Origin of the sequence: Citrobacter sp. JGM124, from assembly GCF_018257795.1 — a bacterium.
Lineage (GTDB): Bacteria > Pseudomonadota > Gammaproteobacteria > Enterobacterales > Enterobacteriaceae > JGM124.
In genome coordinates, this window is sequence record NZ_JAERJD010000007.1 from 16888 (window position 1) to 41109 (window position 24222).

Annotated in this window: 19 protein-coding genes and 5 tRNA genes; 12 read left to right on the forward strand and 12 right to left on the reverse strand. The window is 49.0% G+C overall.

Annotated features, from left to right (window positions below; genetic code table 11):
* Positions 1 to 32: 32 nt before the first annotated feature.
* The 6 genes from JK154_RS10815 to JK154_RS10845 all read right to left on the reverse strand — a co-directional run bounded on the left by JK154_RS10815 (position 33) and on the right by JK154_RS10845 (position 8756).
* A complete protein-coding gene (locus JK154_RS10815; protein ID WP_211992559.1) occupies positions 33 to 1787 on the reverse strand; it encodes a biotin carboxylase N-terminal domain-containing protein in 1755 nt (584 codons plus the stop codon).
* Complete coding sequence (locus JK154_RS10820; RefSeq protein ID WP_211992560.1) at positions 1777 to 3372, reverse strand: urea amidolyase family protein; 1596 nt, start codon at positions 3370 to 3372, stop codon at positions 1777 to 1779. The genes JK154_RS10815 and JK154_RS10820 overlap by 11 nt, the downstream gene beginning before the upstream one ends.
* 97 nt (positions 3373 to 3469) lie before the next feature.
* Positions 3470 to 4237, reverse strand: coding sequence for a 5-oxoprolinase subunit PxpA (locus JK154_RS10825; protein WP_211992561.1), 768 nt, complete (start codon positions 4235 to 4237; stop codon positions 3470 to 3472).
* A 622-nt stretch (positions 4238 to 4859) separates the two neighbouring features.
* The gene (gene alaC / locus JK154_RS10835) at positions 4860 to 6098 is read right to left on the reverse strand and encodes an alanine transaminase (protein WP_211992562.1); all 1239 of its coding nucleotides are present in this window, start codon (positions 6096 to 6098) and stop codon (positions 4860 to 4862) included.
* Positions 6099 to 6400: 302 nt separating this feature from the next.
* Positions 6401 to 7366, reverse strand: a complete 966-nt coding sequence (glk, locus tag JK154_RS10840) for a glucokinase (protein ID WP_211992563.1) — start codon at positions 7364 to 7366, stop codon at positions 6401 to 6403.
* A 157-nt stretch (positions 7367 to 7523) separates the two neighbouring features.
* The gene (locus tag JK154_RS10845) at positions 7524 to 8756 is read right to left on the reverse strand and encodes an Nramp family divalent metal transporter (RefSeq protein ID WP_211992564.1); all 1233 of its coding nucleotides are present in this window, start codon (positions 8754 to 8756) and stop codon (positions 7524 to 7526) included.
* A gap of 349 nt (positions 8757 to 9105) precedes the next feature.
* On the opposite strand from JK154_RS10845, the gene JK154_RS10850 reads away from it, so the two are divergent.
* Entirely contained in the window at positions 9106 to 10293 is a 1188-nt protein-coding gene (locus JK154_RS10850) for a NupC/NupG family nucleoside CNT transporter (RefSeq protein WP_211992565.1), read from the forward strand.
* A 217-nt stretch (positions 10294 to 10510) separates the two neighbouring features.
* Here JK154_RS10850 and JK154_RS10855 read toward each other — a convergent pair.
* A tRNA-Ala gene (locus JK154_RS10855) sits at positions 10511 to 10586 on the reverse strand.
* A gap of 227 nt (positions 10587 to 10813) precedes the next feature.
* Here JK154_RS10855 and JK154_RS10860 point away from each other — a divergent pair.
* On the forward strand, positions 10814 to 11167 hold the full coding sequence (locus JK154_RS10860; protein ID WP_211992566.1) for a YfeC-like transcriptional regulator: 354 nt from the start codon (positions 10814 to 10816) through the stop codon (positions 11165 to 11167).
* 159 nt (positions 11168 to 11326) lie between these two features.
* Here the strand turns inward: JK154_RS10860 and gltX are convergent, their stop codons facing one another.
* Positions 11327 to 12739, reverse strand: coding sequence for a glutamate--tRNA ligase (gltX, locus tag JK154_RS10865; protein ID WP_211992567.1), 1413 nt, complete (start codon positions 12737 to 12739; stop codon positions 11327 to 11329).
* Positions 12740 to 12998: 259 nt separating this feature from the next.
* On the opposite strand from gltX, the gene JK154_RS10870 reads away from it, so the two are divergent.
* The 5 genes from JK154_RS10870 (at position 12999) to JK154_RS10890 (ending at position 14313) form a co-directional block, all read left to right on the forward strand.
* Positions 12999 to 13074, forward strand: a tRNA-Val gene (locus JK154_RS10870).
* 4 nt (positions 13075 to 13078) lie between these two features.
* Positions 13079 to 13154: transfer RNA gene (locus tag JK154_RS10875), tRNA-Lys, on the forward strand.
* Positions 13155 to 13583: 429 nt separating this feature from the next.
* A tRNA-Val gene (locus JK154_RS10880) sits at positions 13584 to 13659 on the forward strand.
* A gap of 4 nt (positions 13660 to 13663) precedes the next feature.
* Positions 13664 to 13739 (forward strand) — tRNA-Lys (locus JK154_RS10885).
* A gap of 232 nt (positions 13740 to 13971) precedes the next feature.
* Positions 13972 to 14313, forward strand: coding sequence for a FlxA-like family protein (locus JK154_RS10890; RefSeq protein ID WP_349291104.1), 342 nt, complete (start codon positions 13972 to 13974; stop codon positions 14311 to 14313).
* On the opposite strand, the gene JK154_RS10895 is transcribed toward JK154_RS10890, so the two are convergent.
* Complete coding sequence (locus JK154_RS10895; protein ID WP_211992568.1) at positions 14310 to 15248, reverse strand: LysR family transcriptional regulator; 939 nt, start codon at positions 15246 to 15248, stop codon at positions 14310 to 14312. The genes JK154_RS10890 and JK154_RS10895 overlap by 4 nt on opposite strands.
* A gap of 89 nt (positions 15249 to 15337) precedes the next feature.
* Here JK154_RS10895 and JK154_RS10900 point away from each other — a divergent pair, with 89 nt between their 5' ends.
* Positions 15338 to 16342, forward strand: a complete 1005-nt coding sequence (locus JK154_RS10900) for a bile acid:sodium symporter family protein (RefSeq protein ID WP_211992569.1) — start codon at positions 15338 to 15340, stop codon at positions 16340 to 16342.
* Here the strand turns inward: JK154_RS10900 and JK154_RS10905 are convergent.
* From JK154_RS10905 to zipA, 3 genes are all read right to left on the reverse strand, one after another.
* On the reverse strand, positions 16339 to 16554 hold the full coding sequence (locus tag JK154_RS10905; protein ID WP_211992782.1) for a DUF3820 family protein: 216 nt from the start codon (positions 16552 to 16554) through the stop codon (positions 16339 to 16341). The genes JK154_RS10900 and JK154_RS10905 overlap by 4 nt on opposite strands.
* Positions 16547 to 18571, reverse strand: a complete 2025-nt coding sequence (ligA, locus tag JK154_RS10910) for an NAD-dependent DNA ligase LigA (protein ID WP_211992570.1) — start codon at positions 18569 to 18571, stop codon at positions 16547 to 16549. Before ligA ends, JK154_RS10905 begins: the two co-directional genes overlap by 8 nt.
* Before the next feature lie 188 nt (positions 18572 to 18759).
* Positions 18760 to 19686: a cell division protein ZipA gene (gene zipA, locus JK154_RS10915; RefSeq protein ID WP_211992571.1), complete on the reverse strand. Its 927-nt coding sequence runs from the start codon at positions 19684 to 19686 to the stop codon at positions 18760 to 18762.
* A gap of 229 nt (positions 19687 to 19915) precedes the next feature.
* Here zipA and cysZ point away from each other — a divergent pair, with 229 nt between their 5' ends.
* The 4 genes from cysZ (at position 19916) to ptsI (ending at position 24210) form a co-directional block, all read left to right on the forward strand.
* Positions 19916 to 20677, forward strand: coding sequence for a sulfate transporter CysZ (gene cysZ / locus JK154_RS10920; protein WP_211992572.1), 762 nt, complete (start codon positions 19916 to 19918; stop codon positions 20675 to 20677).
* 166 nt (positions 20678 to 20843) lie between these two features.
* On the forward strand, positions 20844 to 21815 hold the full coding sequence (cysK, locus tag JK154_RS10925) for a cysteine synthase A (protein ID WP_211992573.1): 972 nt from the start codon (positions 20844 to 20846) through the stop codon (positions 21813 to 21815).
* 364 nt (positions 21816 to 22179) lie between these two features.
* Positions 22180 to 22437: a phosphocarrier protein Hpr gene (ptsH, locus tag JK154_RS10930; RefSeq protein ID WP_211992574.1), complete on the forward strand. Its 258-nt coding sequence runs from the start codon at positions 22180 to 22182 to the stop codon at positions 22435 to 22437.
* A 45-nt stretch (positions 22438 to 22482) separates the two neighbouring features.
* Positions 22483 to 24210, forward strand: coding sequence for a phosphoenolpyruvate-protein phosphotransferase PtsI (gene ptsI / locus JK154_RS10935; RefSeq protein WP_211992575.1), 1728 nt, complete (start codon positions 22483 to 22485; stop codon positions 24208 to 24210).
* Positions 24211 to 24222 lie beyond the last annotated feature (12 nt).

Sequence of the window (24222 nt, forward strand, 5' to 3'; positions counted from 1 at the left end):
AGCAACGGGTTATCCGTTAAAAAAAGACGGAGTCAGTGCGGGTCAATCACCCCTATCACCTCATCGGCTTGCAGCTGGCAGCCCTGGCTGACGAGCTGCCTGATAACACCACTGCGCCGGGCAATAACCTGAACCTCCATTTTCATGGCCTCCATAATTGCGATGGCCTCCCCCGCTCGCACACCTTCCCCTTCTTTGGCTAACCAGCGAAAGAGCTGGCCGCTAATCGGTGCTTCAATACGGTTTTCTACCGTTGCCGGGGTGGGGACGGTTGTTTTTTCATCCGTGGGTGTTGCACCCTGTAGGGAAAGGCCTGTAAACAGGCTGGCTGGCAGCCCCAGGGTCATACGGCGCCCGTCCAGTTCAATCCAGCTGTGGGTGATGCCCCCACCCGCATTAGTAACCGCTGGTTTTTGTCGCGCCGCTGGAGGGATACAGGCACGAAAATCAGTCTCTATCCAGCGCGTGTGGACATTAAAATTTTCAGTGAAGTCCGTGTCCTCCATCACCGCACGATGGAAGGGTAATACAGTGGCAACACCGTCAATATAAAATTCCCGTAATGCCCGTCTGGCCCGGTCAATAGCCTGTTGTCGAGTCTGCCCTGTGACAATCAGTTTAGCTATCAGCGAATCATACTGCCCCGGAACCCTTGATCCCGTGACAACGCCACTGTCGAGACGAATGCCAGGACCTGAGGGGGCATGAAATGCAGTGATTCGACCCGGTGTGGGTAAATACCCTTTTCCTGCGTCTTCCGCATTAATACGAAACTCAAACGCATGCCCACGTGCCGCCGGAGATTGCTGAATACTCAGCGGCAGGCCATCGGCAATACGTAACTGTTCCACAACAATATCTAGCCCGGTTATCTCTTCAGTGACTGGGTGCTCAACCTGAAGTCGGGTGTTTACCTCAAGGAAAGCGAGCTTGCCGTCCCGGCCTAATAAGAACTCCACCGTTCCGGCACCGACATAACCAACATGGCGACAAATATCTTCCGCCGAACGCTGGATTTGTTGCTGCAGGCTATCGCTAATAAAGGGCGCGGGGGCCTCTTCCACCAGTTTTTGATTCCGGCGCTGTAGTGAGCAGTCACGTGTCCCCAGAACGATAATATGCCCATAATTATCCGCAATAACCTGGGCTTCAATGTGCCGCGGACGGTCAATAAACTGTTCCACATAACATTCTGCACGCCCAAAGGCATGCAGAGCTTCACGGGTCGCTGAATGATAAAGCTCGGCCACTTCATCCAGTGCCCAGGCCACTTTTAAGCCACGACCACCACCACCAAATGCAGCCTTAATAGCCATCGGTAAACCATGCTGAATAGCAAACGTCATCGCCTCTTCGACACCACTGACGGGCCCACTGGAACCGGCTACCAGAGGGGCCCCCACTGCCATGGCAATCTTACGCGCCTGAATTTTATTCCCCAGTTGCTCAATAACGTCAGGCGAAGGACCAATCCAGATAAGCCCGGCAGACTGCACCGCGCGGGCAAACTCCCCCCGCTCGGAAAGAAAGCCATACCCGGGGTGAACCATCGTTGCACCGCTGCGTCGGGCAATATTGAGTAAAGCCTCAATGTTCAGATAGGTCTCTGATGAGTCCGTGCCGGGCAGTGCCCAGGCTTCATCAGCCATACCGACATATAAAGCCTCCGCATCCGGTTCAGCGTAAACCGCTACCGACTGCACACCGTAATCCTGGCAAGCGCGAATAATACGCACCGCAATTTCACCCCGGTTGGCAATCAGAACTTTATGGGTGTTAATGGTCACAGGCTGGCTCCCCTGATAATTCAATGAATGGCTGAATAAGCACAAAGCGAATAAATGCACCCGGGGGAATTTGCCCCGCACGATCAAGGTGATAATCCGCCACCACCGCTATCACCGGGTATCCCCCCGTAACAGGGTGATCACGTAAAAATAGCACAGGCTGACCATTTGCCGGGATCTGAATGGCACCACTACAGGTTCCTTCACTCGGTAACTCCGTAGTTTGACTCCGCACCAATCCTTCTGCTCCGGTCAGGCGTAAACCCACACGATTTGATTCGGTGGTCACCTGCCAGGATTGTTCCGTTAGCCGCGCAACGGATTCTGATGTAAACCAATCGGTGCGAGGCCCCAGTATGATATCCAGGGTTATCGTTTCGCCTGGAGCCGGTAAAACCTCAGTTGGGGGCTGGTCAATAAGTACGGGGCTGCGGCCAGGATGATGACTGATTTGCACCCAATCCCCTGCCTGCAACGGAAGGGGGCCCAGTTGCGCCAGAGTATCCCGGGAACAACTTCCCAGTACCGGGGGGACCATAAACCCGTTCCTGACGGCCAGGTAACTGCGAACACCGCGAGCCGGGCTGCCAAGACGGAGCTCATCCCCCGCAGCTAAATTAAAGGGCCGCTCGTTGCCCAGGCAAAAGTCTTCCCCATCAACGGTCCTTAATTTAAGAGGGCAAGGTGCACCAGTCAGGGCCATCACCATATCCTGATGCGCTCTAATGTGCAGCCCCCCGAAGGTTATCTCCAGACAACCGTATTCCCGAGGATTCCCCACAATACGATTGGCACGATATAATGCCTGTCTGTCCATCGCCCCTGATGCGGAAAGGCCCATGGCAGCATAGCCTGTTCGCCCAGCATCCTGCCATAAGGCCTGAAGCCCGGTGGCCAAGATGTTAAGCCCTGTATCGCCCGTTACCGGGGGGGATATTGTCGGTTTATGGACGGGCAGAGAAATAATTTTATCTTTTTTATGTTCAACAAATTGAACCCGATCTCCGGGGGCCAGCGTTGCCGGTACTGGCCTGTCTAAATCCCACATGGTGAGTCCGGTACGCCCAATCAATTGCCATCCTCCAGGGCTGGCCTTTGGATAGATACCACTAAACACATCCGCTACCGCCAGGGCTCCCGGGGGAATACGTGTCCGGGGACTCCTGCGTCTGGGGATTTTCCACAACCAGTCAGGTGAGGATAAATAGGCAAAACCCGGGGCAAAACCGGTAAAGGCGACCTTCCAGACTGCCTCTTGATGGTGCTGGATCACCTGCTGAGTGGTCATGCCCATAACGCCGGCAAGTTCAGCCAGATCGTCGCCCTGATACTCAACAGGGATCCTCATCACCGGGCTTTGTTCATGGGCTACCAGGGTCACGGGAAGGCGCAAGAGGGCGTTCGCCAACAGGGACATGCTGGTGTGTAATGGCTGAAAACGAACTAACAGCGTCCGTGCCGCCGGGATCACTTCCTCTATCCCTGTCTGGGGCTGGTGCCTCAGTGCGTCAAACAGTGCCAACGTCTCTTCAAGGGAATCCAGTTCGACCAGAAAATGGGTAAAGCTGACCGAGATAAATCGCATTTCACCCCCCTGCCTTGTTCACTACGTCACACGTTATCATTGATATCAAGGCATTATCTCCTGACGATTACACTGAGATCTTGCTTATTCAGGCTAGTTAATGGGCAAGAAAAGAGCTGACAGTCACTCCCTGAGACGTTAATAACCGTCGTATCTCTGTCACCATTGCTAATGCTTCTGGCGTATCGCCATGAACACAAATGGACTGTGCATCAATGCGGGTAAACGTCCCTTCAATAGAGATAAGGCCACCTTCTGTCACCCATTGCAACATACGTTCTGCCACGTGACGGGCATCATGGATCACTGCCCCCGCTGCGGTCCGGGAAACCAGAGTGCCATCAGAATGGTAAGCCCGGTCAGCAAAAGCCTCAGGAATGGCGGTAAGGCCTTTCTGTTGTGCCAGTACCAGTAAAGGAGAGCCGGCAAGTGCCACCAGGGGCAAAGCAGGGTTGACAGCCAAAATGGCGTCAATAACAGCCAGGGCCTGGCCTGAATGATGAGCAATGGTATTGTAAAGTGCCCCGTGAGGCTTCACATAACGCACATCAGTACCCGCTGCTTTGGCTAACCCCTGCAATGCACCTATTTGGTAAATGACATCCGCGGTTAACTCTTCACTGGCAATATCCATATTACGCCGGCCAAAGCCAACCAAGTCGGGATAACTCACATGGGCCCCGACAGTCACACCTTGAGCAGCTGCAGCTTTTAAGGTTTGGAGTAAGTGCGCGGGGGAACCGGCATGAAAACCACAGGCAACATTAACACTGCTGACCAAAGGTAAAATAGCGGCATCATCCCCCATCCGCCATTGTCCAAAGCTTTCACCGAGATCACTGTTTAAATCTATTTTTTTTAGCATCGGCTTTTAATCACACCCAGTAAAAAAATGTTCCCCTGAATTTAACGCACTCTGGACTATTTTGCTGCTGAATGCGACTAATGAGGTACGTTACTGAAAGAAGTATTCGGTGATCACCGCGCTGATAATCACGACGCTGCCACCTTATGACCGAAACGCATCCATGAGTTCCTGCCAGTAATTCCCCTTACCCCCATCAAAGAATGGAAATATCCACCTAAAAACACGACAAGTGTCACAATTTTGAGACACTTGTTTTTAATTTATGCTTAAGAGTACATTAGCGCCATTGGGTGAATTATCCCCAGTAATAGCTGCCTGTGATAGTTAAAGTTACCAGTTTATTGGCCTGATGTTGTGTCGGTAATACATCGGGGATCCCGGGCATACGCGTGATTAAACGGCTTTTATCACTGCATATATACAACCTGTATCTGGTTATTGGGTGTACACAAACACGGAGTTAGCATAAGTGAAATACTTTCTGATGGGCATTTCCGTCATTTTGATATTGTGGGCAGGTACGTTTTTCTTGATGATAGAATAACGGATGTCAGACAAGGCACAGGAAAAAGGCAGGCTTTTCAGAAGGCCTGCCGTTGTTTTATTCATTAACAGAGGCTTACTCTGCCAAGTCAGTACTGTTTTTAGTACTGTGGGGTAGCAGTCCATCAGCACGGAACATCGTTTTAATCCCGCGGATCGCCTGGCGAATACGATCGCGATTTTCAATCAGGGCAAAACGAACGTGGGTGTCGCCATAATCCCCAAAGCCAATACCTGGCGAAACGCAAACCTTCGCTTCCTGAAGCAGCTTTTTAGCGAACTCCAGCGATCCCATCGCCAGATAGGGTTCCGGGATTTTAGCCCAGACATACATTGAGGCTTTTGGACAGTCAACCATCCACCCCGCTTCATGTAGCCCTTTCACCAGTACATCGCGACGGCGCTTATATTGTTCTGCAATATCACGAACGCACTGCTGATCCCCTTCCAGAGCTGCGATAGCCGCAACCTGTAATGGTGTAAATGTGCCGTAGTCGTGATAACTTTTAATACGCGCCAGCGCACTGACCAGCTCCTGATTTCCCACCATGAAACCAATACGCCAGCCCGCCATATTGTAACTTTTAGAGAGGGTGAAAAACTCCACAGCCACATCACGTGCCCCAGGCACTTCCATAATTGAGGGGGCCTTCCAGCCGTCATAGACGATATCCGCGTAAGCTAAGTCATGAATGACCAGCACGTCATAACGTTTCGCCAGGGCAACAACTTTCTCGAAAAATTCTCGCTCCACACACTGGGCCGTGGGGTTAGAAGGAAACCCGAGGATCATCATTTTGGGTTTTGGATAGCTTTCCCGAATCGCGCGCTCCAGTTCAGCAAAAAAGTCTACCCCTTCCACCAGGGGAACAGAACGTACCTGAGCCCCGGCGATCACCGCACCATAGATATGAATGGGATAACTTGGATTCGGTACCAGCACAGTATCGCCATGATCAAGGGTTGCCAGCATCAGGTGTGCCAGTCCCTCTTTTGACCCAATGGTAACAATCGCTTCCGTTTCAGGGCAGATATCAACATCGTAACGGTCTTTATACCACCGTGAAATCGCCCGGCGTAAGCGTGGAATACCTCGTGAGGTTGAATAACCATGGGTATCATCCCGCTGGGCGACGGTACAGAGCTTTTCAACAATATGCGGCGGGGTTGCACCGTCTGGGTTGCCCATACTGAAATCAATAATATCTTCACCGCGCCGACGCGCAGCCATTTTCAGTTCAGCGGTGATATTAAAAACATAAGGAGGGAGACGATCAATACGCGAAAAACGACGTTTTGGACTGGAGTCAGTCATAAATTCCTCGAAATAACGTGAGCGCCCGGACCGTCCGAGCGACGCTGCCACCTCAGGTGACATGTCATTGACAATAGCCTGAAACAAAATCATCTGTCGAGGGGGAAAGGCAATATTTTTACTGGCACGCCCCCTTTCCCAGGTACCGACACAGGATAAAAAACTGATGTCGTTTTATAAAACAGGGGGAATAACGTTATCTTTCCGCAGAAGGGTAAATAACAGACTGGGATATGACGGCAACAGGCATAAAAACACCTGCCACCGTTGGTGAACAAAAAATCAGCCCGTTAGCGTGGCAATTACAGCACGTTACCAAGAACCTGGCGCAGATGAGCACCCGCCCCCAATAATCCGGGCTGATCATGAACAATCAAATAGACGGGGATATTTTTAACGTACTCTTTAAAACGCCCTTTATCTTCAAATGCCGCACGAAAGCCGGAAGCTTTGAAGAAGTCCATAAAGCGCGGCACAATTCCCCCGGCGATATACACCCCGCCAAAAGTACCAAGATTTAGCGCGAGATTGCCACCGAAACGCCCCATAATGACGCAGAACAAGGAGAGCGCACGCCGGCAGTCAGTACAGGTATCTGCCAAAGCATGCTCGGTAACATCGCTAGGCTGATAATTTTCCGGTACACGATTATCCGCTTTTACAATCGCGCGATAGAGGTTTACAAGACCCGCACCAGACAGGACGCGTTCAGCCGAAACATGACCAATTTCTGACCGCAGTTCGTCCAGAATAAGACTTTCTTCTTCGCTGTTAGGGGCAAAATCCACATGCCCGCCTTCCCCGGGCAAGCTGACCCAGCGCTTATCCACATGCACCAGATGACACACCCCCAGCCCGGTACCCGCCCCATAGATAGCTACCGGCTTACCCGCCACGGGTTTATCACCACCAAACTGAATCAAATGCTCTGGTTTTATCATTGGGATAGCCATGGACACGGCGGTAAAATCGTTGATTATCTCCAAATTATCCAGGCCAAGACTCTTCTTCATTTCAGCAATCGAGAAAGCCCATGAATGGTTGGTCATCGCCACCCAGTCCCCAGTGACAGGACAGGCAATGGCAATAGACGCATCTTTTATCGTGACGTCCAGGGTGCCTAAATAGTGAGTGATCACCGCCTCCAGTCCTTGAAAATCGAGACCTGAATAGGTTTTAATCTGCTCAATATCGCCATTATCCAGGCGGCAAAGCGCCAGACGCGCATTAGTACCGCCGATATCTCCTACCAAAGCGTATTTGGTCATCGTTTCACAACTCCAGTAAAGTCAAAATGCATTCTGTTTCCACTGTAGAATTTGCCCGCTAAAACAACAAGGCGATCATTCAGACGTCATCTGAATAGTGAGCCGGGTCACAGTGCAGGGAATAAAAAGGTGAATGGCAGGGAGAACGCCCCCTTAACTACCTCACTGTGGCAATGATTAACCAGAAATTCAGTGCCACGACTAATAGCACAATAATCCAGACCATTATCTGCATTAAGCGGTGGTTAACCAGTTCCCCCATCAGCCGTTTATTGCTGGTGAACAGCAACAACGGAACCAGTGCCAACGCGATACCAAAACTCAGGAGAACTTGGCTCATTACCAGAATGCGCGTGGGGTCAAGACCCAACAGGATAACAACAAATGACGGCACCATAGTGATAAGGCGGCGCAGCCACAGTGGAATATAAAAATGAACAAATCCCTGCATCACAACCTGGCCTGCCAGCGTGCCCACCACCGTTGAAGAGAGGCCGGCTGCCACCAGACTGAGGCCAAAAATAGTCGCCGCTGCATGGCCGAGTAAGGGTTCCAGCGTTTTATAAGCCTCTTCCAGTTCAGCCACACCGGAATGACCACTAAAGTGAAATGCGGCAGCCGCCGTGGCCATCATGGCGATATTAACAAAGCCGGCAATGGTCATGGCAATCCCCACATCCCATTTAGTCGCTGTGTAGCGTTCTGCCCGGCTCGCCCCGGTCTGGTATTGTGTGAGGGATGAATGAAGGTATATGACATGCGGCATAATCGTCGCCCCCAATACCCCGGCAGCCAGGAATACGGCATCCGCATTGGGAAGTTCTGGAATCAATACGCCCTGACCTAACTGAATCATATTCGGTTGCGAAAAAATCAGCTCAACCAGATAAGCCGCTGCGACAAACAACAACAAGCCCGCAATGACCATTTCCAGTGGTTTCTGTCCTCGGTTTTGCAGCATCAAAATCAGGAAGGTCGCAATACCTGTAAGGACGGCTCCTTGCAGCAGAGAGATGCCGAGGATGAGTTTAAAACCTATCGCGGCACCAATAAACTCGGCTAAATCAGTCGCCATGGCGATGATTTCAGCCTGTACCCAGTAAAACCATACCAAAGGTTTCGGGTAGTGGTCCCGAATGTGTTCCGCGAGGTTCCTGCCTGTGGCAATACCCAGCTTGGCCGACAAAACCTGGATAACTGCCGCCATAATATTGGCCCATACCACCACCCAGAGCAGCTGATAGCCAAAACTGGCACCAGCCTGAATGTTGGTCGCGAAGTTTCCTGGGTCGATATAGCCGATAGCGGCGATAAAAGCAGGCCCCATTAATGCCAAACGCAATTTGCGCCCTGTGCCCCCGGTGCTATGTTTAATATGACGGTCACTCAAGTGGTCTCTCCGGGATATAGCCTTTGCTATGTTTGATGCTAACAAAATATCACCTACAGGCAAGCGCTACATCCGTAATGGCCTGAGATTTTTGACAAAAGGTAATTTTAGCGAAAAGAAGAAAAAGCGTGGCATTTCACAATGAAAATACGAACAAACGGGTAAGATTCAGCGTCATTTTTTTTACGTCGGTTCATCTATTTGATAACATAGCAAAATTGTATGACTGATCACTATTTTGGTTTTGAATTATAAAATATTTATATTCTGTGGCGGCGATCTCATTTTCTTATTTCTCGTTACATAGAATGTGCAACGAAACTACACATGTCTCATATTCGGAGCAAATATGTCCCATATTCTGCATTTCATTTTAGCGCTTGTGGTTGTTGCACTGCTAGCTTTGCTAGTCAGTCCTAACCGTAAACAAGTGCGCATCCGCTTTGTTATCCAACTATTGGTTATCGAAGTCTTACTGGCTTGGTTTTTCCTGACTTCGAATGTGGGCTTAGGATTTGTTCAAGGTTTCTCGGGGCTGTTTGAGAAACTGCTTAGTTTCGCCAATCAAGGCACAGACTTTGTATTTGGCAAAATGAATGATGAAGGGTTGGCATTCTTCTTCCTGAAAGTGCTCTGCCCAATTATCTTCATCTCGGCACTTATCGGTATTCTGCAACACATTCGTGTCCTGCCTGTCGTGATTCGCGCTATCGGTACTGTACTGTCTAAAGTCAATGGTATGGGTAAGTTAGAGTCATTTAACGCCGTCAGCTCCCTGATCCTTGGTCAGTCTGAGAACTTTATTGCCTATAAAGATATTCTCGGGAAAATGTCCCGCAATCGCATGTACACCATGTCAGCCACGGCAATGTCGACGGTTTCCATGTCAATTGTGGGTGCATATATGACGATGCTGCAACCTAAATACGTGGTTGCTGCATTAGTACTGAATATGTTCAGTACCTTTATCATTGTTTCTCTTATTAACCCCTACCGGGTTGACGAAGCAGAAGATAAGCTGGAAATGACCAACGCCCATGAAGGCCAAAGCTTCTTTGAAATGCTGGGAGAGTACATCCTGGCAGGTTTCAAAGTTGCGGTGATTGTGGCAGCGATGTTGATTGGTTTCATCGCGTTGATTTCAGCACTGAATGCGCTGTTCTCAACCGTACTGGGGATCTCTTTCCAGGGTATTCTCGGCTACATCTTCTACCCTGTGGCTTGGGTGATGGGCGTTCCTGCGAGTGAAGCATTGCAGGTAGGCAGTATTATGGCCACTAAACTGGTATCCAACGAATTCGTTGCCATGATGGACTTGCAGCAACTGGCAGGCTCTTTGTCACCACGTGCTGAGGGGATTCTGTCTGTGTTCCTGGTTTCTTTCGCTAACTTCTCTTCTATTGGTATCATTGCGGGCGCAATCAAAGGCCTGAATGAAGAGCAAGGTAACGTGGTATCACGTTTCGGTCTGAAACTGCTGTACGGCTCTACTCTGGTCAGTATCCTGTCTGCCTCGATTGCAGCCTTGGTTATCTAGTACCGCGCTCTGTGCGTCTTCAGGCGCAGGATTTAAGCCTTAAAAAAACCGGAGTATGCTCCGGTTTTTTTTCGCTTCCCGTTTGCCCGTCAACCGATAACCACTGACGGAACAGAGAGCATTTATCTGGATAACTCATGGCGTTAAAAAAGAGTGGTAAAAGCGAGTGAATAGGTATAAAAGCAAAAAACCCTCGCCTGAGCGAGGGTTTCTAATATGGTGGAGCTAAGCGGGATCGAACCGCTGACCTCTTGCATGCCATGCAAGCGCTCTCCCAGCTGAGCTATAGCCCCAGACCATAAAGCCGTGTCGTGTTGACGGTCGGCATGATATGAAACCAGCCATATGCTGTCAACGGCAAATTGTTTTTCCGCGTTCAATTGCCTAAAAAGTCATCGTGTTGATTAAATCCTGATTGCATCTGGCCGCGTTGTAGTTAATTCTGTCATTGTTTGAGGTAAAGTACTTCAATAATATAAACCACTAACCCCCTCCCTTCTGGAAAAGAAAAGGAATCACTGTGCTCAAGGAAAGAATGACACCCGAGGAATTAGCTATAGTTACTGGTTATAGTCGCCAGACCATCAACAAATGGGTACGAAGGCAAAACTGGACCACATCCCCCAAGCCGGGAGTTCAGGGCGGTAAAGCGCGCCTTATTCATATTGATGAACATGTTCGCGACTTTATTAATAGTGCCAGGCGTGTTACGGAGAGTCAGGTACGCTATAACGTCAACGATGCCCCACTGGAAAACCTGCTGTTAAATTCACTCCAGCAGATGTCAGACAGCGAACAACAAAGGATGGCGGCGATACTATTGCGGGACGGTATTGCAGGTGTATTAATGCGGCTGGGTATCAGAGATGAGTAACCCATAAGCTGCTTTCAGGCGAGTTCCGTCTGACACATAACGTTCCAGTCTAAAAAACAGCATCACGCTGTTCAGCAAGCATCGGGGGGAGACTAAACTCCCCCCTTCATTAACAAAAAACGGGTTAAAAAGACCGACTATCTGAACCAGATAACGTCATTACTGCCCTTCACGCTCACTGATAAACACCAGCGCTTTGGCAATACGTTCCAGTGAACGTTGTTTACCAATAGCATGTACAGTGACATCCAGCCCTGGAGACTGGCTGCCCCCTGTTACAGCAACTCGCAATGGCATGCCGACTTTGCCCATACCGACTTCCAGATCATCCGCGGTTGCCTGAATGGCATTATGCACGTTTTCAGGGCTCCATTCGGTGATAGCTGCCAGTTTGTCGCGCACCACTTCTAAAGGCTGACGGGCAACGGGACGCAAATGTTTTTTTGCTGCATCTGCATCAAACTCATTGAAATCCTCATAAAAATAACGGCAAGTTTGCGCCATCTCTTTTAAGGTTTTACAACGTTCCCCCAACAGTTTAACCAGCTCAGATAACTGCGGGCCAGTACGGGTATCAATGTGTTCCTGCTCAATATGCCACTGTAGCTGGGTAGCAACATACTCTGCTGGCAGATGGTTGATATAATGATGGTTCAGCCACTGCAGTTTTTCAGTATTGAAGGCACTGGCTGATTTGCTGACTGTATTCAGGGCAAACAACTCGATCATTTCTTCCCGGGTAAAAATTTCCTGATCACCGTGGGCCCAGCCTAAACGCACCAGATAGTTTAGTAAGGCCTCAGGTAAATAACCTTCATCACGGTATTGCATGACACTCACCGCACCATGACGTTTAGACAGTTTTTTACCATCATCCCCGTTAATCATCGACACATGAGCATAAAGGGGGACGGGTGCATTCAGTGCTTTCAGGATATTAATTTGACGTGGGGTATTATTAATATGGTCTTCACCGCGAATGACGTGTGTGATTTCCATATCCCAGTCATCAACGACTACACAGAAGTTATAGGTAGGGCTACCATCAGTACGACGGATGATCAGGTCATCCAGTTCCTGGTTGCTGAACTCAATAGGGCCACGAATCTGATCATCAAAAATGACGGAGCCTTCTTGCGGGTTAGCAAAACGTACCACACAAGGTTCATCTGCTGCATGTTCCGTCGTGTCATGGCGGCAACGCCCGTCATAACGAGGTTTCTCGTTATTGGCCATTTGATTTTCACGTAACGCTTCCAGACGTTCTTTAGAACAGTAGCATTTATAAGCCGTTCCAGCCTCCAGCATTTCGTCAATCGCTGCATTGTAACGATCAAAACGCTTAGTCTGGAAATAAGGGCCTTCATCCCAGTCAAGACTTAGCCAGTTCATGGCGTCCATAATGGCTTCAATGGCTTCCGGGGTGGAACGTTCGATATCCGTATCTTCTATACGCAACACAAACTCGCCGTCGTGGTGACGAGCAAAAAGCCAGGAGTAAAGAGCTGTACGAGCACCGCCAACGTGAAGATAGCCCGTTGGGCTTGGCGCGAAGCGAGTTTTGATTTTCATTAAAAGGCCCTAGTTACGCAAAAATGCCAAAGAAATGGCAATTGCCAAAGAAAGTTCACAGGTAACATTCTATCACTGTGGGCTAATTCCTCAATGTTGAGGCGGATCAATAGCTATAATCCTGATAATTTGGTGATAAATCAAACAGACACAGGCATTTGTTGACAGTATCGTTTAATTTTAAGACTAACAGAAAAAAACTGAAGAAAATGCGTTGACTCATTTTCAACTCTCCCTATAATGCGACTCCACACAGCGGGGGTGATTAGCTCAGCTGGGAGAGCACCTCCCTTACAAGGAGGGGGTCGGCGGTTCGATCCCGTCATCACCCACCACTTCGGGTCGTTAGCTCAGTTGGTAGAGCAGTTGACTTTTAATCAATTGGTCGCAGGTTCGAATCCTGCACGACCCACCAATGTAGAAAGGCGCCCTAAAGGCGCCTTTTTGCTGTCTGTTCGATTATATCGCCCCCTGCCATCACCTGAGAAAAACACCGTTGAGCAGCCTTACTTCAGCCACGGCTCGCCGCATCTGGCATACCTCCCCCGTGCAGAAGATACCTTTTTTCCATTTGTCGTCCCCCTGCTTTTTTTAATCTAAGAACAACCGCGGAAAACTGCGGGTAAATGTCAGTTTTGAGCCAAAAGAAGAAACGGATCGCCATGGACGATAGTATCGGGAAAAGTATCATTGATAAAATATCTGCCGAGTCATGGGGGACATATCGCCTGTAATGCTCAGGAAATCGACATTATTCACCAGAATAACAACAAAAATATTGATATCTATATCTAATGGGTTGACTCAGTTTCAACTATCCCTATAATGCGACTCCACACAGCGGGGGTGATTAGCTCAGCTGGGAGAGCACCTCCCTTACAAGGAGGGGGTCGGCGGTTCGATCCCGTCATCACCCACCACTTCGGGTCGTTAGCTCAGTTGGTAGAGCAGTTGACTTTTAATCAATTGGTCGCAGGTTCGAATCCTGCACGACCCACCAATGTAGAAAGGCGCCCTAAAGGCGCCTTTTTGCTGTCTGTGCATTATATCGCCCCCCGCCATCACCTGAGAAAAACACAGCGGAACAGTGTTGCTTTGGCAGCAGCCCGCGGCAGGGCCATCCTGCACGACAGACGACTTCCTGCGAATCAATTGTGCCGGGGAGCCATATCAGGTATTAACTTTTTGTCATGCATGCCGATAACAGACTGAAATCCTATTATTCAGGTGCGATGATGACAACAATCAGTACAACCCTTAATCTGGCCTCTCCCGCCGCCGGGGCGACCAGTCATTCCGACAATAGTCTCTCTTCACAGATAAGCCAGCTAACCAGCCAAATAACTAAACTGACTCAACAGCTAAAGGATGTTGCCGCTGGTGAGGGATCGGCAGATCAAAAGAAAGAAAAACAAGAACTACTCCAGGCACAAATAAAAATGTTACAGGCCCAGCTGGCACAATTACAGCGCCAGCAGGCAGAGCAAGCCAACAAAAAAAATAGTACACAAGCCGCGCCGCAAGTGGGGGTCAACAACCCAACTGACGGCAAGAAAATTGATATTTATATCTAAAGGTGCACGGTATCATCAAAGAGTGGATCACCTTTACGGGCTTCAGTTAATCGTTGAGCCTGTTGGTGAACCACTTTCCAGATAACCTCTGCAGCGCGAGAAAGTGAACGGTTCTTACGACGAACGAGCATGATAGTTCTGTCTACGCTCGGTACTAATCGCTTCACCACCAGCGAGCCGCCTTCCGGCAAAGGTAATGCCAGCGCCGGCAATATACTGATGCCGATCCCAGCTTCCACCATGGGATAGAGTGTTGCCGGGTGCCCTATCTGCTGAACTATTTGCGCGTTTATCCTCTGATTAAAAAGTGCCTCATCAATTAGAGGACGGCTGCCGGAGGCATAATCCTGTAATACCAGCTTCGCTCCTTGTAATTGCTGCCAGGTGACTTGGGGATCATGCGCCAGACGATCATCACCCCGACAAAGCAAGAAAAAGGGTTCCGATAGCACCTTTTCGCAGTGTAAGTCACTGGCTTCCCCGGGATCGATAACAATCGCCAGATCAACCTCCCCCTGACGAACGCTTTCCAGCACCCACTGCTGTGGTCTGTCATAGAGTTTGAACTGGATCTCAGGATAATAACGTGTTGCTGTAGCAATCGACTGGGGCATCAGGTGCGCGGAAATCGTCTGGCTGGCGGCAACCCTTACGGTGCCACTGAGCTGGTAGCCCACACTGCGCACATCAAGTAACGTCGCATTAAGATCTTCCAGTAACTGCTCTAGCCGTGAAGCTAATTGCTCACCCGCAGCGGTGAGCACCACTTCACGCGTAGTTCTGTCGAGCAGTTTCACACTGAGTGCATTTTCTAAATCTTTTATACTGTGGCTTACGGCTGACTGACTGAGACCAATCGCAGCACCCGCCTGGCTGAAACTGCCCTTGCGTGCCACGGCAACAAATACCCGTAACTGACGTAGTGAATAATTCATTTATTAAATTCATCAATCTATTAGATAAATCAATTTTATTTCTTAAACCAGAAGGAACACAATAGCCCTCTTTTGGCGGAGAACTGGCTATGAGATTGTTCCGTATTCTGGATCCTTTTACATTAACCCTAATTTGTACTGTTGTACTTGCCTCTTTCTTACCCGCAGAAGGAAACGTTTTTACCTTCTTTGAAGGCCTGACTACGGCTGCTATTGCCCTGCTATTCTTTATGCATGGTGCCAAGCTGTCACGGGAGGCCATTGTCGCAGGCGGAGGCCACTGGCGCTTGCACCTGTGGGTTATGTGCAGTACTTTTGTGCTGTTCCCGGTATTGGGTGTACTGTTCAATTGGTGGCAACCTTTCGACGTCAGCCAGAATTTATATGACGGTTTCCTTTACCTCTCCATTCTGCCCGCCACCGTGCAGTCAGCCATTGCCTTCACCTCTATCGCGGGAGGTAATGTCGCAGCAGCGGTCTGTTCAGCCTCAGCCTCCAGTGTATTGGGGATCTTTCTGTCACCAATCCTGGTCGGTATCGTGATGCATGTTAAAGGTGCCAGTGGCAGCTTCCATGATGTTGGCAGAATCATGCTGCAACTCCTGTTACCGTTTGTTCTCGGCCACTTAATGCGTCCGTGGATTGGCAACTTTGTGACGAAGCACAAAAAGATTATCGGGAAAACAGACCAGACATCCATTCTGCTGGTGGTCTATACCGCTTTCAGTGAGGCCGTAACTCATGGCATCTGGAATCAGGTCGGCTGGGAGGCCTTGCTGTTTATTGTGGGAGTCAGTCTGGTGCTACTGGCGATTGTGATCACCGTCAATATTGTGGTGGCTCGCCGTCTGGGCTTTAATAAAGCAGACGAGATAACAATTGTATTCTGTGGCTCGAAAAAAAGCCTGGCTAATGGTATCCCGATGGCGAATATCCTGTTCCCTGCGGCAACCGTTGGCATCATGGTGCTACCACTGATGATCTTCCATCAAATTCAGCTGATCATCTGTGCCATGATGGCTAAACGCTACCACCGTCAGGCCCTTGCCGCAAAAGCAAAGACTGAAACAGAAACACCATCAGCGCAGCACTAATTCTGCTGCAGGGGCCGGACCAAATGTTCCAGCCCCTCTGTTTTTATCACCAGAGCCAGGGCCATTAACTCACCCAACTGCCCTTCCGGGAAGTTATCTTTGCGGGCAAACCACAACAGATATTCTTCCGGAAGCGCGATGAGCATCCGCCCTTTGTATTTGCCAAAGGGCATAGCAGTATTGGCCAGGCTAACCAGTTGTGCTTTATCCAGCATGTTCGGTCAACAGACGGATCATTTCCGCTTCATCAATGATTTCTATTCCCAGTTCCTGAGCTTTGACGAGTTTAGATCCCGCAGCTTCTCCGGCAATTACTAAGTCAGTCTTTTTTGAAACACTGCCTGTGACTTTCGCCCCGAGCGCGGTAAGTTTATCTTTCGCTTCATCTCGCCCCATGATATTCAGAGACCCGGTCAGTACTACCGTTTTCCCCGCAAATGGGCTTTCTAACTCAGCAACGTTGACCAGCACAGGCGCTGGCCAGTGAACACCTTTATCCATGAGCTGACGAATGACTTCACGGTTACTTTCTTCTTCCAGGAAGTTGAACGTATGCGTCGCCACGACAATGCCGACATCAGGCACGGCCTGTAATTGATCAATACTGGCTGCGATTAACGCATCAAGAGTACCAAAATGTGCAGCCAGTCCGGCGGCAGTGGCCTCCCCAACTTCACGAATACCAAGGGCATATAAGAAACGGGCAAAGGTGGTTGTTTTCGCTTTTTCCAAAGCATTCACCACATTTTGCGCAGATTTTGGCCCCATACGTTCAAGTCCGGTAAGGATCCCGGGGGTCAGATCAAACAGATCGGCCGGGTTACGCACATACTCTTTATCCACCAGCTGGTCGATGATTTTATCGCCCATCCCGTCCACATCCAGCGCCCGACGGGAGACAAAATGTTTCAGTGACTCCTTACGCTGGGCACCACAAGTCAGTCCCCCAGTACAACGGGCAACGGCCTCACCTTCCACGCGTTCAATATCCGATCCACATACTGGGCAATGGGTTGGGAAGACAATTTCCTGGGTGTTGTCCGGGCGAGCTGACTCAACCACGCCAACCACCTGGGGAATAACATCCCCGGCACGGCGAATAATGACCTTGTCACCAATCCGTAATCCGAGACGCGCTATCTCATCGGCATTATGCAGCGTTGCATTACTGACCAGCACACCTGCAACCTGAACAGGTTCAAGGCGGGCTACAGGAGTGATTGCCCCGGTACGTCCGACCTGAAACTCCACGTCACGGACTTCTGTCATCTCTTCCTGGGCTGGAAATTTAAATGCGACAGCCCAGCGCGGTGCTCGGGCAACAAAACCGAGTCTTTCCTGCAAGGCCATAGCGTCAACTTTGATCACGACGCCATCAATATCAAAACCCAGGGTTGGACGATCCTCCTCCACCTGGCGGTAGAAACTCAGCACCTCTTCCGGGCTATGACACAGACGTACCCGAGAACTGACAGGCAGGCCCCAGGCCTTAAACTGCTGTAATCTTTCATAGTGGCTGGGGGGAAGTGTTCCCCCTTCCAGTAAGCCGACGCCATAGCAGAAAAAAGTTAAAGGGCGTTTTGCTGTGACACGAGGGTCAAGCTGACGCAAGGAGCCCGCAGCAGCATTGCGTGGATTGGCAAAAAGTTTTCCCCCCGTGCGGCGTGCTTCCTCATTAATTTTTTCAAAACCCGCTTGGGGTAAAAATACCTCTCCCCTGACCTCAAGGCGATGGGGAATATTGTCACCCTGAAGTTTTAGTGGAATGGCCCGGATGGTACGGACATTAGCCGTAATATTCTCACCCGTTGTCCCGTCACCACGCGTGGCGGCACGCACCAGCAAACCATTCTCATAGAGCAGGCTGACAGCAAGACCATCCAGTTTTAATTCACAGCAAAGCGTCACTGCCTCGGTGCTTTTTAAACGGTCCTGAACGCGTTTATTGAAAGCCAGGTAACTGGACTCATCAAAAACATTATCCAGAGATAGCATGGGGACTTCATGACGTACTTGAGTAAATTCACTTAATGGTGCCGCACCCACTCGCTGGGTTGGAGAGTCCGCAGTAATTCGTTCGGGATAGCGACCTTCAATTTCCCGTAACTCCCTCATTAAACGATCATACTCTGCATCAGGGATTTCGGGATTATCAAGCACATGATAGAGGTATTCATGGTGACGAAGCTGAGTTCGTAGCTGAGTCAGTTGTTTTTCAATTGAGTCCATATCCCACCATCAAGGATAAAAAACCCCCGACAGGCGGGGGTGATTAATGATTAATTGAGCAAGGAGAAAACCAGATGCCCCTTGGTTGTGACAAGGAGCGAAAATCAACAACGTGATTTTCACTCCTTTTTAGCAGTTTCAAACCACTGTGGCGGCGTCGATGTAAAAGATGGTATGACGACAACGTGTTAGTTGTTGAAGTCCATGACTTCGCGTATCCGATCTTGATACTCACGCATCTTTTGAGGTGTCATCATACGGCGCGCATCATCCAACACCACACCACCCACTTCATCAGCAATATGCTGGGCCGACTGTAGCATGAGTTTAAAATTCTGTTGCGGATCGCCATAAGAAGGAACCTGCATAAAGATAGTCACGCCCGGCGTTGCGAAATCAGTCATGTGTTCTGGATCAAAAGATCCCGGTTTTACCATATTTGCCAAACTAAACAGTACCGGCCCGCTGCCATCAGGACTCAAATGACGATGGAATATGTTCATTTCACCAAACTGGAAGCCCGCCTGCAGAATACTGTTTAACAACAGTTCACCATTCAACGTGGAGCCAGCATGGGCAGCAACGTTCATCACCACCACCGTCTCTTTCAGCCGTGGCTTTTCTACTGGTGCTACAACAGGCTCAGGTATCGCTTCCGGTTCAGGGGCGACTTCAGGCTCAGAGTAATGTTCTGGTTCTGGATCCGGTTTCGGCGTTGCCACCACAGGCGCCCTTGGTGGAACCGGTACAGGCTCCGCCTCTGGCACTGAGGGTTCAGCATGGGCTGGCGCAGCCGCTTCAACGGATTGAGCAACTTGTTGACGAGGCTGGGGCGACGCATAAGGCGGCTCATACTGGTGCTGGGGCTCTGCGCTCTGCTGCGCACGCGATGACGGTTCAGACGTAGTGCGCTGAACACGTACTTTTCCGACACTTTCCAGTTCGTCATCTTCTTCATCGTCGTCTTCATCACGCCTTGACTTCAGACGTTTCAGCGGACGATCACGAAAAATAGATGAGCGTTCCTTACGGCTAGTCCACAGTCCATGAACCAGCAATGCTATTATGGCTATCGCGCCAACAATGATTAATATCAGACGCAAATCCTGCATCATTATATTCTCTGTTGTCCTAACACCTTGCCTATGTGGCAAACATTTACACACTAAGAGTATTTGCCCAGCTACACAAGTGCAAGTCTGAGCGTATTTTTCTCAACAGAAAGATAGATTCAGGACACTTTTCGTCTTTTTTTCGACCAAATCCTGATACGAATCTCTTATTGAGCTCGGTTATGATAAACAGGCTAGCATCATATTAACGATAACGGAGTCTATTTACACTATGGGTTTACCTTCAGACAATCACCAGCATAGCGGGGTTCACTATTTCGCACTGGGTTGTAAATTAATACGCGAACCGGGCATTAAACGCTATGTCATTTTACCGCTGATCTTCAATATTGTGCTTATGGGTGGTGCTTTTTGGTGGTTATTTAACCGCCTCGGGCATTGGATCCCTGCCATCATGTCCTATGTTCCACAATGGCTACAATGGCTGGACTACTTAATCTGGCCACTGAGCGTTATTTCCGTATTACTGGTATTCGGTTATCTTTTTTCAACTATTGCTAACTGGATCGCGGCGCCATTTTGCGGCTTACTGGCCGAGCAGCTGGAAGCACGTTTAACCGGTGCAACCCCACCCAATACCGGCGTTAGTGATGTGTTAAAAGACACACCGAGAATCATGAAGCGTGAATGGCAGAAGTTCTGCTGGTATCTCCCCAGAGCGCTGCTGTTGCTGGTTTTATATTTTATTCCCGGTATTGGTCAAACGGTGGCACCGATACTGTGGTTCCTCTTTAGCGCCTGGATGCTTGCTCTGCAATATTGTGATTACCCTTTTGATAATCATAAGGTGCCATTTAACAGCATGCGACAAGCGCTGCGTACCAACAAAATCACGCAACTGCAATTTGGCACGCTGGTCAATATTTGCACCCTTATCCCTATTGTGAATCTGTTTATTATGCCGGTGGCTGTCTGTGGCGCCACAGCCATGTGGGTGGATTGCTACCGTAACCAGCATGCTCAGTGGAAATAGTTTTGTCCCGGGAAAGAAAAAATGGACTGCCAGTGGCATCGCTTATTCCAACTTTCTTTGCCTTATTTCTGTTACACATATAGATATGCTATTTCTTTACTTCCGCATATTGTCTGAGCAGGTATGCTGATTCGGTATCTCAAATTTCGATTATTAAGGATGAGTAATGAGCAAAATTTATGAAGATAACTCCCTGACCATAGGTCACACACCTCTGGTTCGCCTGAACCGCATTGGCAACGGGCGCATCCTGGCAAAGGTGGAGTCTCGTAACCCAAGCTTTAGCGTGAAATGCCGTATTGGCGCAAATATGATTTGGGATGCGGAAAAACGCGGTGTGCTCAAACCGGGTATTGAACTGGTTGAACCAACCAGTGGCAATACAGGGATTGCTCTGGCCTATGTTGCAGCTGCCCGGGGTTACAAACTCACCCTGACCATGCCTGAAACCATGAGTATTGAACGCCGTAAGCTACTAAAAGCGCTGGGTGCCAATCTGGTATTAACAGAAGGCTCCAAAGGTATGAAAGGTGCAATCCAGAAAGCAGAAGAGATTGTTGCCAGTGACCCTGCTCACTATCTGTTGCTTCAGCAGTTCAGTAACCCAGCTAACCCTGAAATTCACGAAAAGACCACAGGGCCAGAAATCTGGGAAGATACTGATGGTGAAGTGGACGTTTTCATCGCCGGTGTAGGCACCGGTGGCACCCTGACGGGTGTCAGTCGCTACCTTAAACAAACCAAAGGTAAAAAATCCCTGGTAAGTGTCGCGGTTGAGCCATCTGACTCCCCTGTCATAACCCAGGCTTTAGCGGGGGAAGAAATTAAACCCGGTCCACATAAAATCCAGGGGATTGGGGCAGGTTTCATCCCGGCTAACCTCGACCTTAAACTGATTGATAAGGTCGTTACTATCAGTAATGAAGAGGCCATCTCTACCGCACGCCGCCTGATGGAAGATGAGGGCATTCTGGCGGGGATCTCTTCGGGTGCTGCCGTGGCAGCCGCGCTGAAATTACAGGAAGACCCGGCATTTGCAGATAAAAATATCGTGGTCATTCTCCCTTCTTCAGGGGAACGTTATCTGAGTACAGCATTGTTTGCTGATCTTTTTACCGAAAAAGAACTGCAACAATAGTGCCATTGTTTTAATGTTGCTTAAAAAAGCGCCCAATAGGGTGCTTTTTTGTGGCCTCCATCATGTTTTTACGCTACTCGGCATTGCGCCAACTCTCCAGGTCTGGTATTTAACCAGCAATTATTTTGAAGCGCGAAATTATTCATCTTCGGTTTGATGAAAGCTGAATCGATTTTACTGGTTTGTAAAAATGCGCTTTTGGTTACACTATAGCTCTAATCAATATGGTGTAATTCAATTCTGTCCATAACGCTGACAAATGATTTAAGTCGCATTTTATGTGCAAGAACTCTTTAGGCTAAAGTTTACCGTTAGAGCTAAACTTTAGTTTCATAACACTTAACCGATAAGTTGAGGAAAGCAAATGTTCCAGCAAGAAGTTACCATCACTGCACCAAACGGTTTGCATACTCGCCCGGCGGCTCAGTTTGTTAAAGAAGCTAAAGGCTTCACATCTGACATTTCTGTAACCTCCAACGGCAAAAGCGCCAGTGCAAAAAGTCTGTTCAAATTACAGACTCTGGGTCTGACTCAAGGTACCGTTGTCACCATCTCTGCTGAAGGTGAAGATGAGCAAAAAGCGGTTGAACATTTAGTAAAACTGATGGCTGAACTCGAGTAATTTCCAGTTCTTATTAAAAATATCAGTCACAAGTAAGGTAGGGTTATGATTTCAGGCATTTTAGCATCCCCCGGTATCGCTTTCGGTAAAGCGCTTTTACTGAAAGAAGACGAAATCGTCATCGACCGGAAGAAAATTTCTGCCGCTAACGTTGAACAGGAAGTTGAGCGTTTTTTGAGTGGTCGTGCGAAAGCATTCACTCAATTAGAGGCTATTAAAATTAAAGCCGGTGAAACGTTTGGTGAAGAAAAGGAAGCTATCTTCGAAGGCCACATCATGTTGCTGGAAGACGAAGAATTAGAGCAAGAAATCATAGCCCTGATTAAAGATAAGCTGGTTACTGCTGATGCAGCAGCCTATGAGGTTATTGAAGGTCAGGCAACCGCTCTGGAAGAGCTGGATGACGAATACCTCAAAGAGCGTGCCGCTGACGTTCGTGACATAGGCAAACGCTTGTTGCGCAATATCCTGGGGCTGGCAATCATCGACCTGAGTGCAATTCAGGATGAAGTTATCCTGGTAGCCCAGGATCTGACCCCGTCTGAAACTGCCCAGTTAAATCTGGATAAAGTTCTCGGTTTTATCACCGATATCGGCGGTCGTACCTCACACACCTCAATTATGGCTCGCTCTCTTGAGCTACCTGCGATTGTCGGTACAGGCAATATCACCCAGCAAGTTCATACGGGTGACTATCTGATTCTGGATGCGGTAAACAACGTGGTTTACGTTAACCCGTCCGAAGAAAAAATCACCTCACTGAAAGAAGCACAAATACAGCTGGCTAACGAAAAAGCTGAATTGGCTAAACTGAAGGACCTGCCAGCGATTACCCTGGATGGGCATCAGGTTGAAGTTTGTGCCAACATTGGTACCGTGCGTGATGTTGAAGGTGCTGAACGTAATGGTGCTGAAGGTGTCGGCCTCTACCGTACCGAATTCCTGTTTATGGATCGTGATTCGCTGCCAACCGAAGAAGAGCAGTTCAGCGCCTATAAAGCGGTTGCTGAAGCTTGTGGCTCCCAGGCTGTGATCATCCGTACCATGGACATTGGCGGCGATAAAGAGCTGCCTTATATGAACTTCCCGAAAGAAGAGAACCCATTCCTCGGCTGGCGTGCTATTCGTATCGCTCTCGATCGTAAAGAAATTTTACGTGACCAAGTGCGTGCCATACTCCGTGCATCGGCTTTCGGTAAATTACGCATCATGTTCCCGATGATTATCTCTGTTGAAGAAGTGCGTGCGCTTAAAGCAGAAATTGACATCATGAAGGCACAACTGCGTGAAGAAGGTAAAGCATTCGACGAGAAAATCGAAGTCGGCGTGATGGTAGAAACCCCTGCTGCTGCCGTTATTGCTCCTCATTTAGCTAAAGAAGTTGATTTCTTCAGTATTGGGACGAATGATTTAACACAATACACTCTGGCAGTTGACCGTGGTAATGATATGATTTCACATCTTTACCAGCCAATGTCACCATCCGTACTGACACTTATTAAACAAGTTATTGATGCTTCTCATGCGGAAGGCAAATGGACTGGTATGTGTGGTGAGCTTGCGGGCGATGAACGTGCTACACTGCTCCTGCTGGGGATGGGACTGGACGAGTTTAGTATGAGTGCTATCTCTATCCCACAGATTAAAAAAATCATTCGCAATACTAACTTCGAAGATGCGAAGGTATTAGCAGAACAAGCCCTTGCCCAACCGACAACTGATGAGTTGGTGGCATTGGTTAATAAGTTCATTGAAGAAAAAACTATCTGCTAATACGGAAGATGC

Coding starts and splice junctions, on each gene's coding strand:
- JK154_RS10820 (WP_211992560.1), bottom strand. CDS start 3,372: ATGCGATTTATCTCGGTCAGCTTTACCCATTTTCTGGTCGAACTGGAT.
- JK154_RS10825 (WP_211992561.1), bottom strand. CDS start 4,237: ATGCTAAAAAAAATAGATTTAAACAGTGATCTCGGTGAAAGCTTTGGA.
- alaC (WP_211992562.1), bottom strand. CDS start 6,098: ATGACTGACTCCAGTCCAAAACGTCGTTTTTCGCGTATTGATCGTCTC.
- glk (WP_211992563.1), bottom strand. CDS start 7,366: ATGACCAAATACGCTTTGGTAGGAGATATCGGCGGTACTAATGCGCGT.
- JK154_RS10850 (WP_211992565.1), top strand. CDS start 9,106: ATGTCCCATATTCTGCATTTCATTTTAGCGCTTGTGGTTGTTGCACTG.
- gltX (WP_211992567.1), bottom strand. CDS start 12,739: ATGAAAATCAAAACTCGCTTCGCGCCAAGCCCAACGGGCTATCTTCAC.
- JK154_RS10890 (WP_349291104.1), top strand. CDS start 13,972: ATGATGACAACAATCAGTACAACCCTTAATCTGGCCTCTCCCGCCGCC.
- JK154_RS10895 (WP_211992568.1), bottom strand. CDS start 15,248: ATGAATTATTCACTACGTCAGTTACGGGTATTTGTTGCCGTGGCACGC.
- JK154_RS10900 (WP_211992569.1), top strand. CDS start 15,338: ATGAGATTGTTCCGTATTCTGGATCCTTTTACATTAACCCTAATTTGT.
- ligA (WP_211992570.1), bottom strand. CDS start 18,571: ATGGACTCAATTGAAAAACAACTGACTCAGCTACGAACTCAGCTTCGT.
- zipA (WP_211992571.1), bottom strand. CDS start 19,686: ATGATGCAGGATTTGCGTCTGATATTAATCATTGTTGGCGCGATAGCC.
- cysZ (WP_211992572.1), top strand. CDS start 19,916: ATGGGTTTACCTTCAGACAATCACCAGCATAGCGGGGTTCACTATTTC.
- cysK (WP_211992573.1), top strand. CDS start 20,844: ATGAGCAAAATTTATGAAGATAACTCCCTGACCATAGGTCACACACCT.
- ptsH (WP_211992574.1), top strand. CDS start 22,180: ATGTTCCAGCAAGAAGTTACCATCACTGCACCAAACGGTTTGCATACT.
- ptsI (WP_211992575.1), top strand. CDS start 22,483: ATGATTTCAGGCATTTTAGCATCCCCCGGTATCGCTTTCGGTAAAGCG.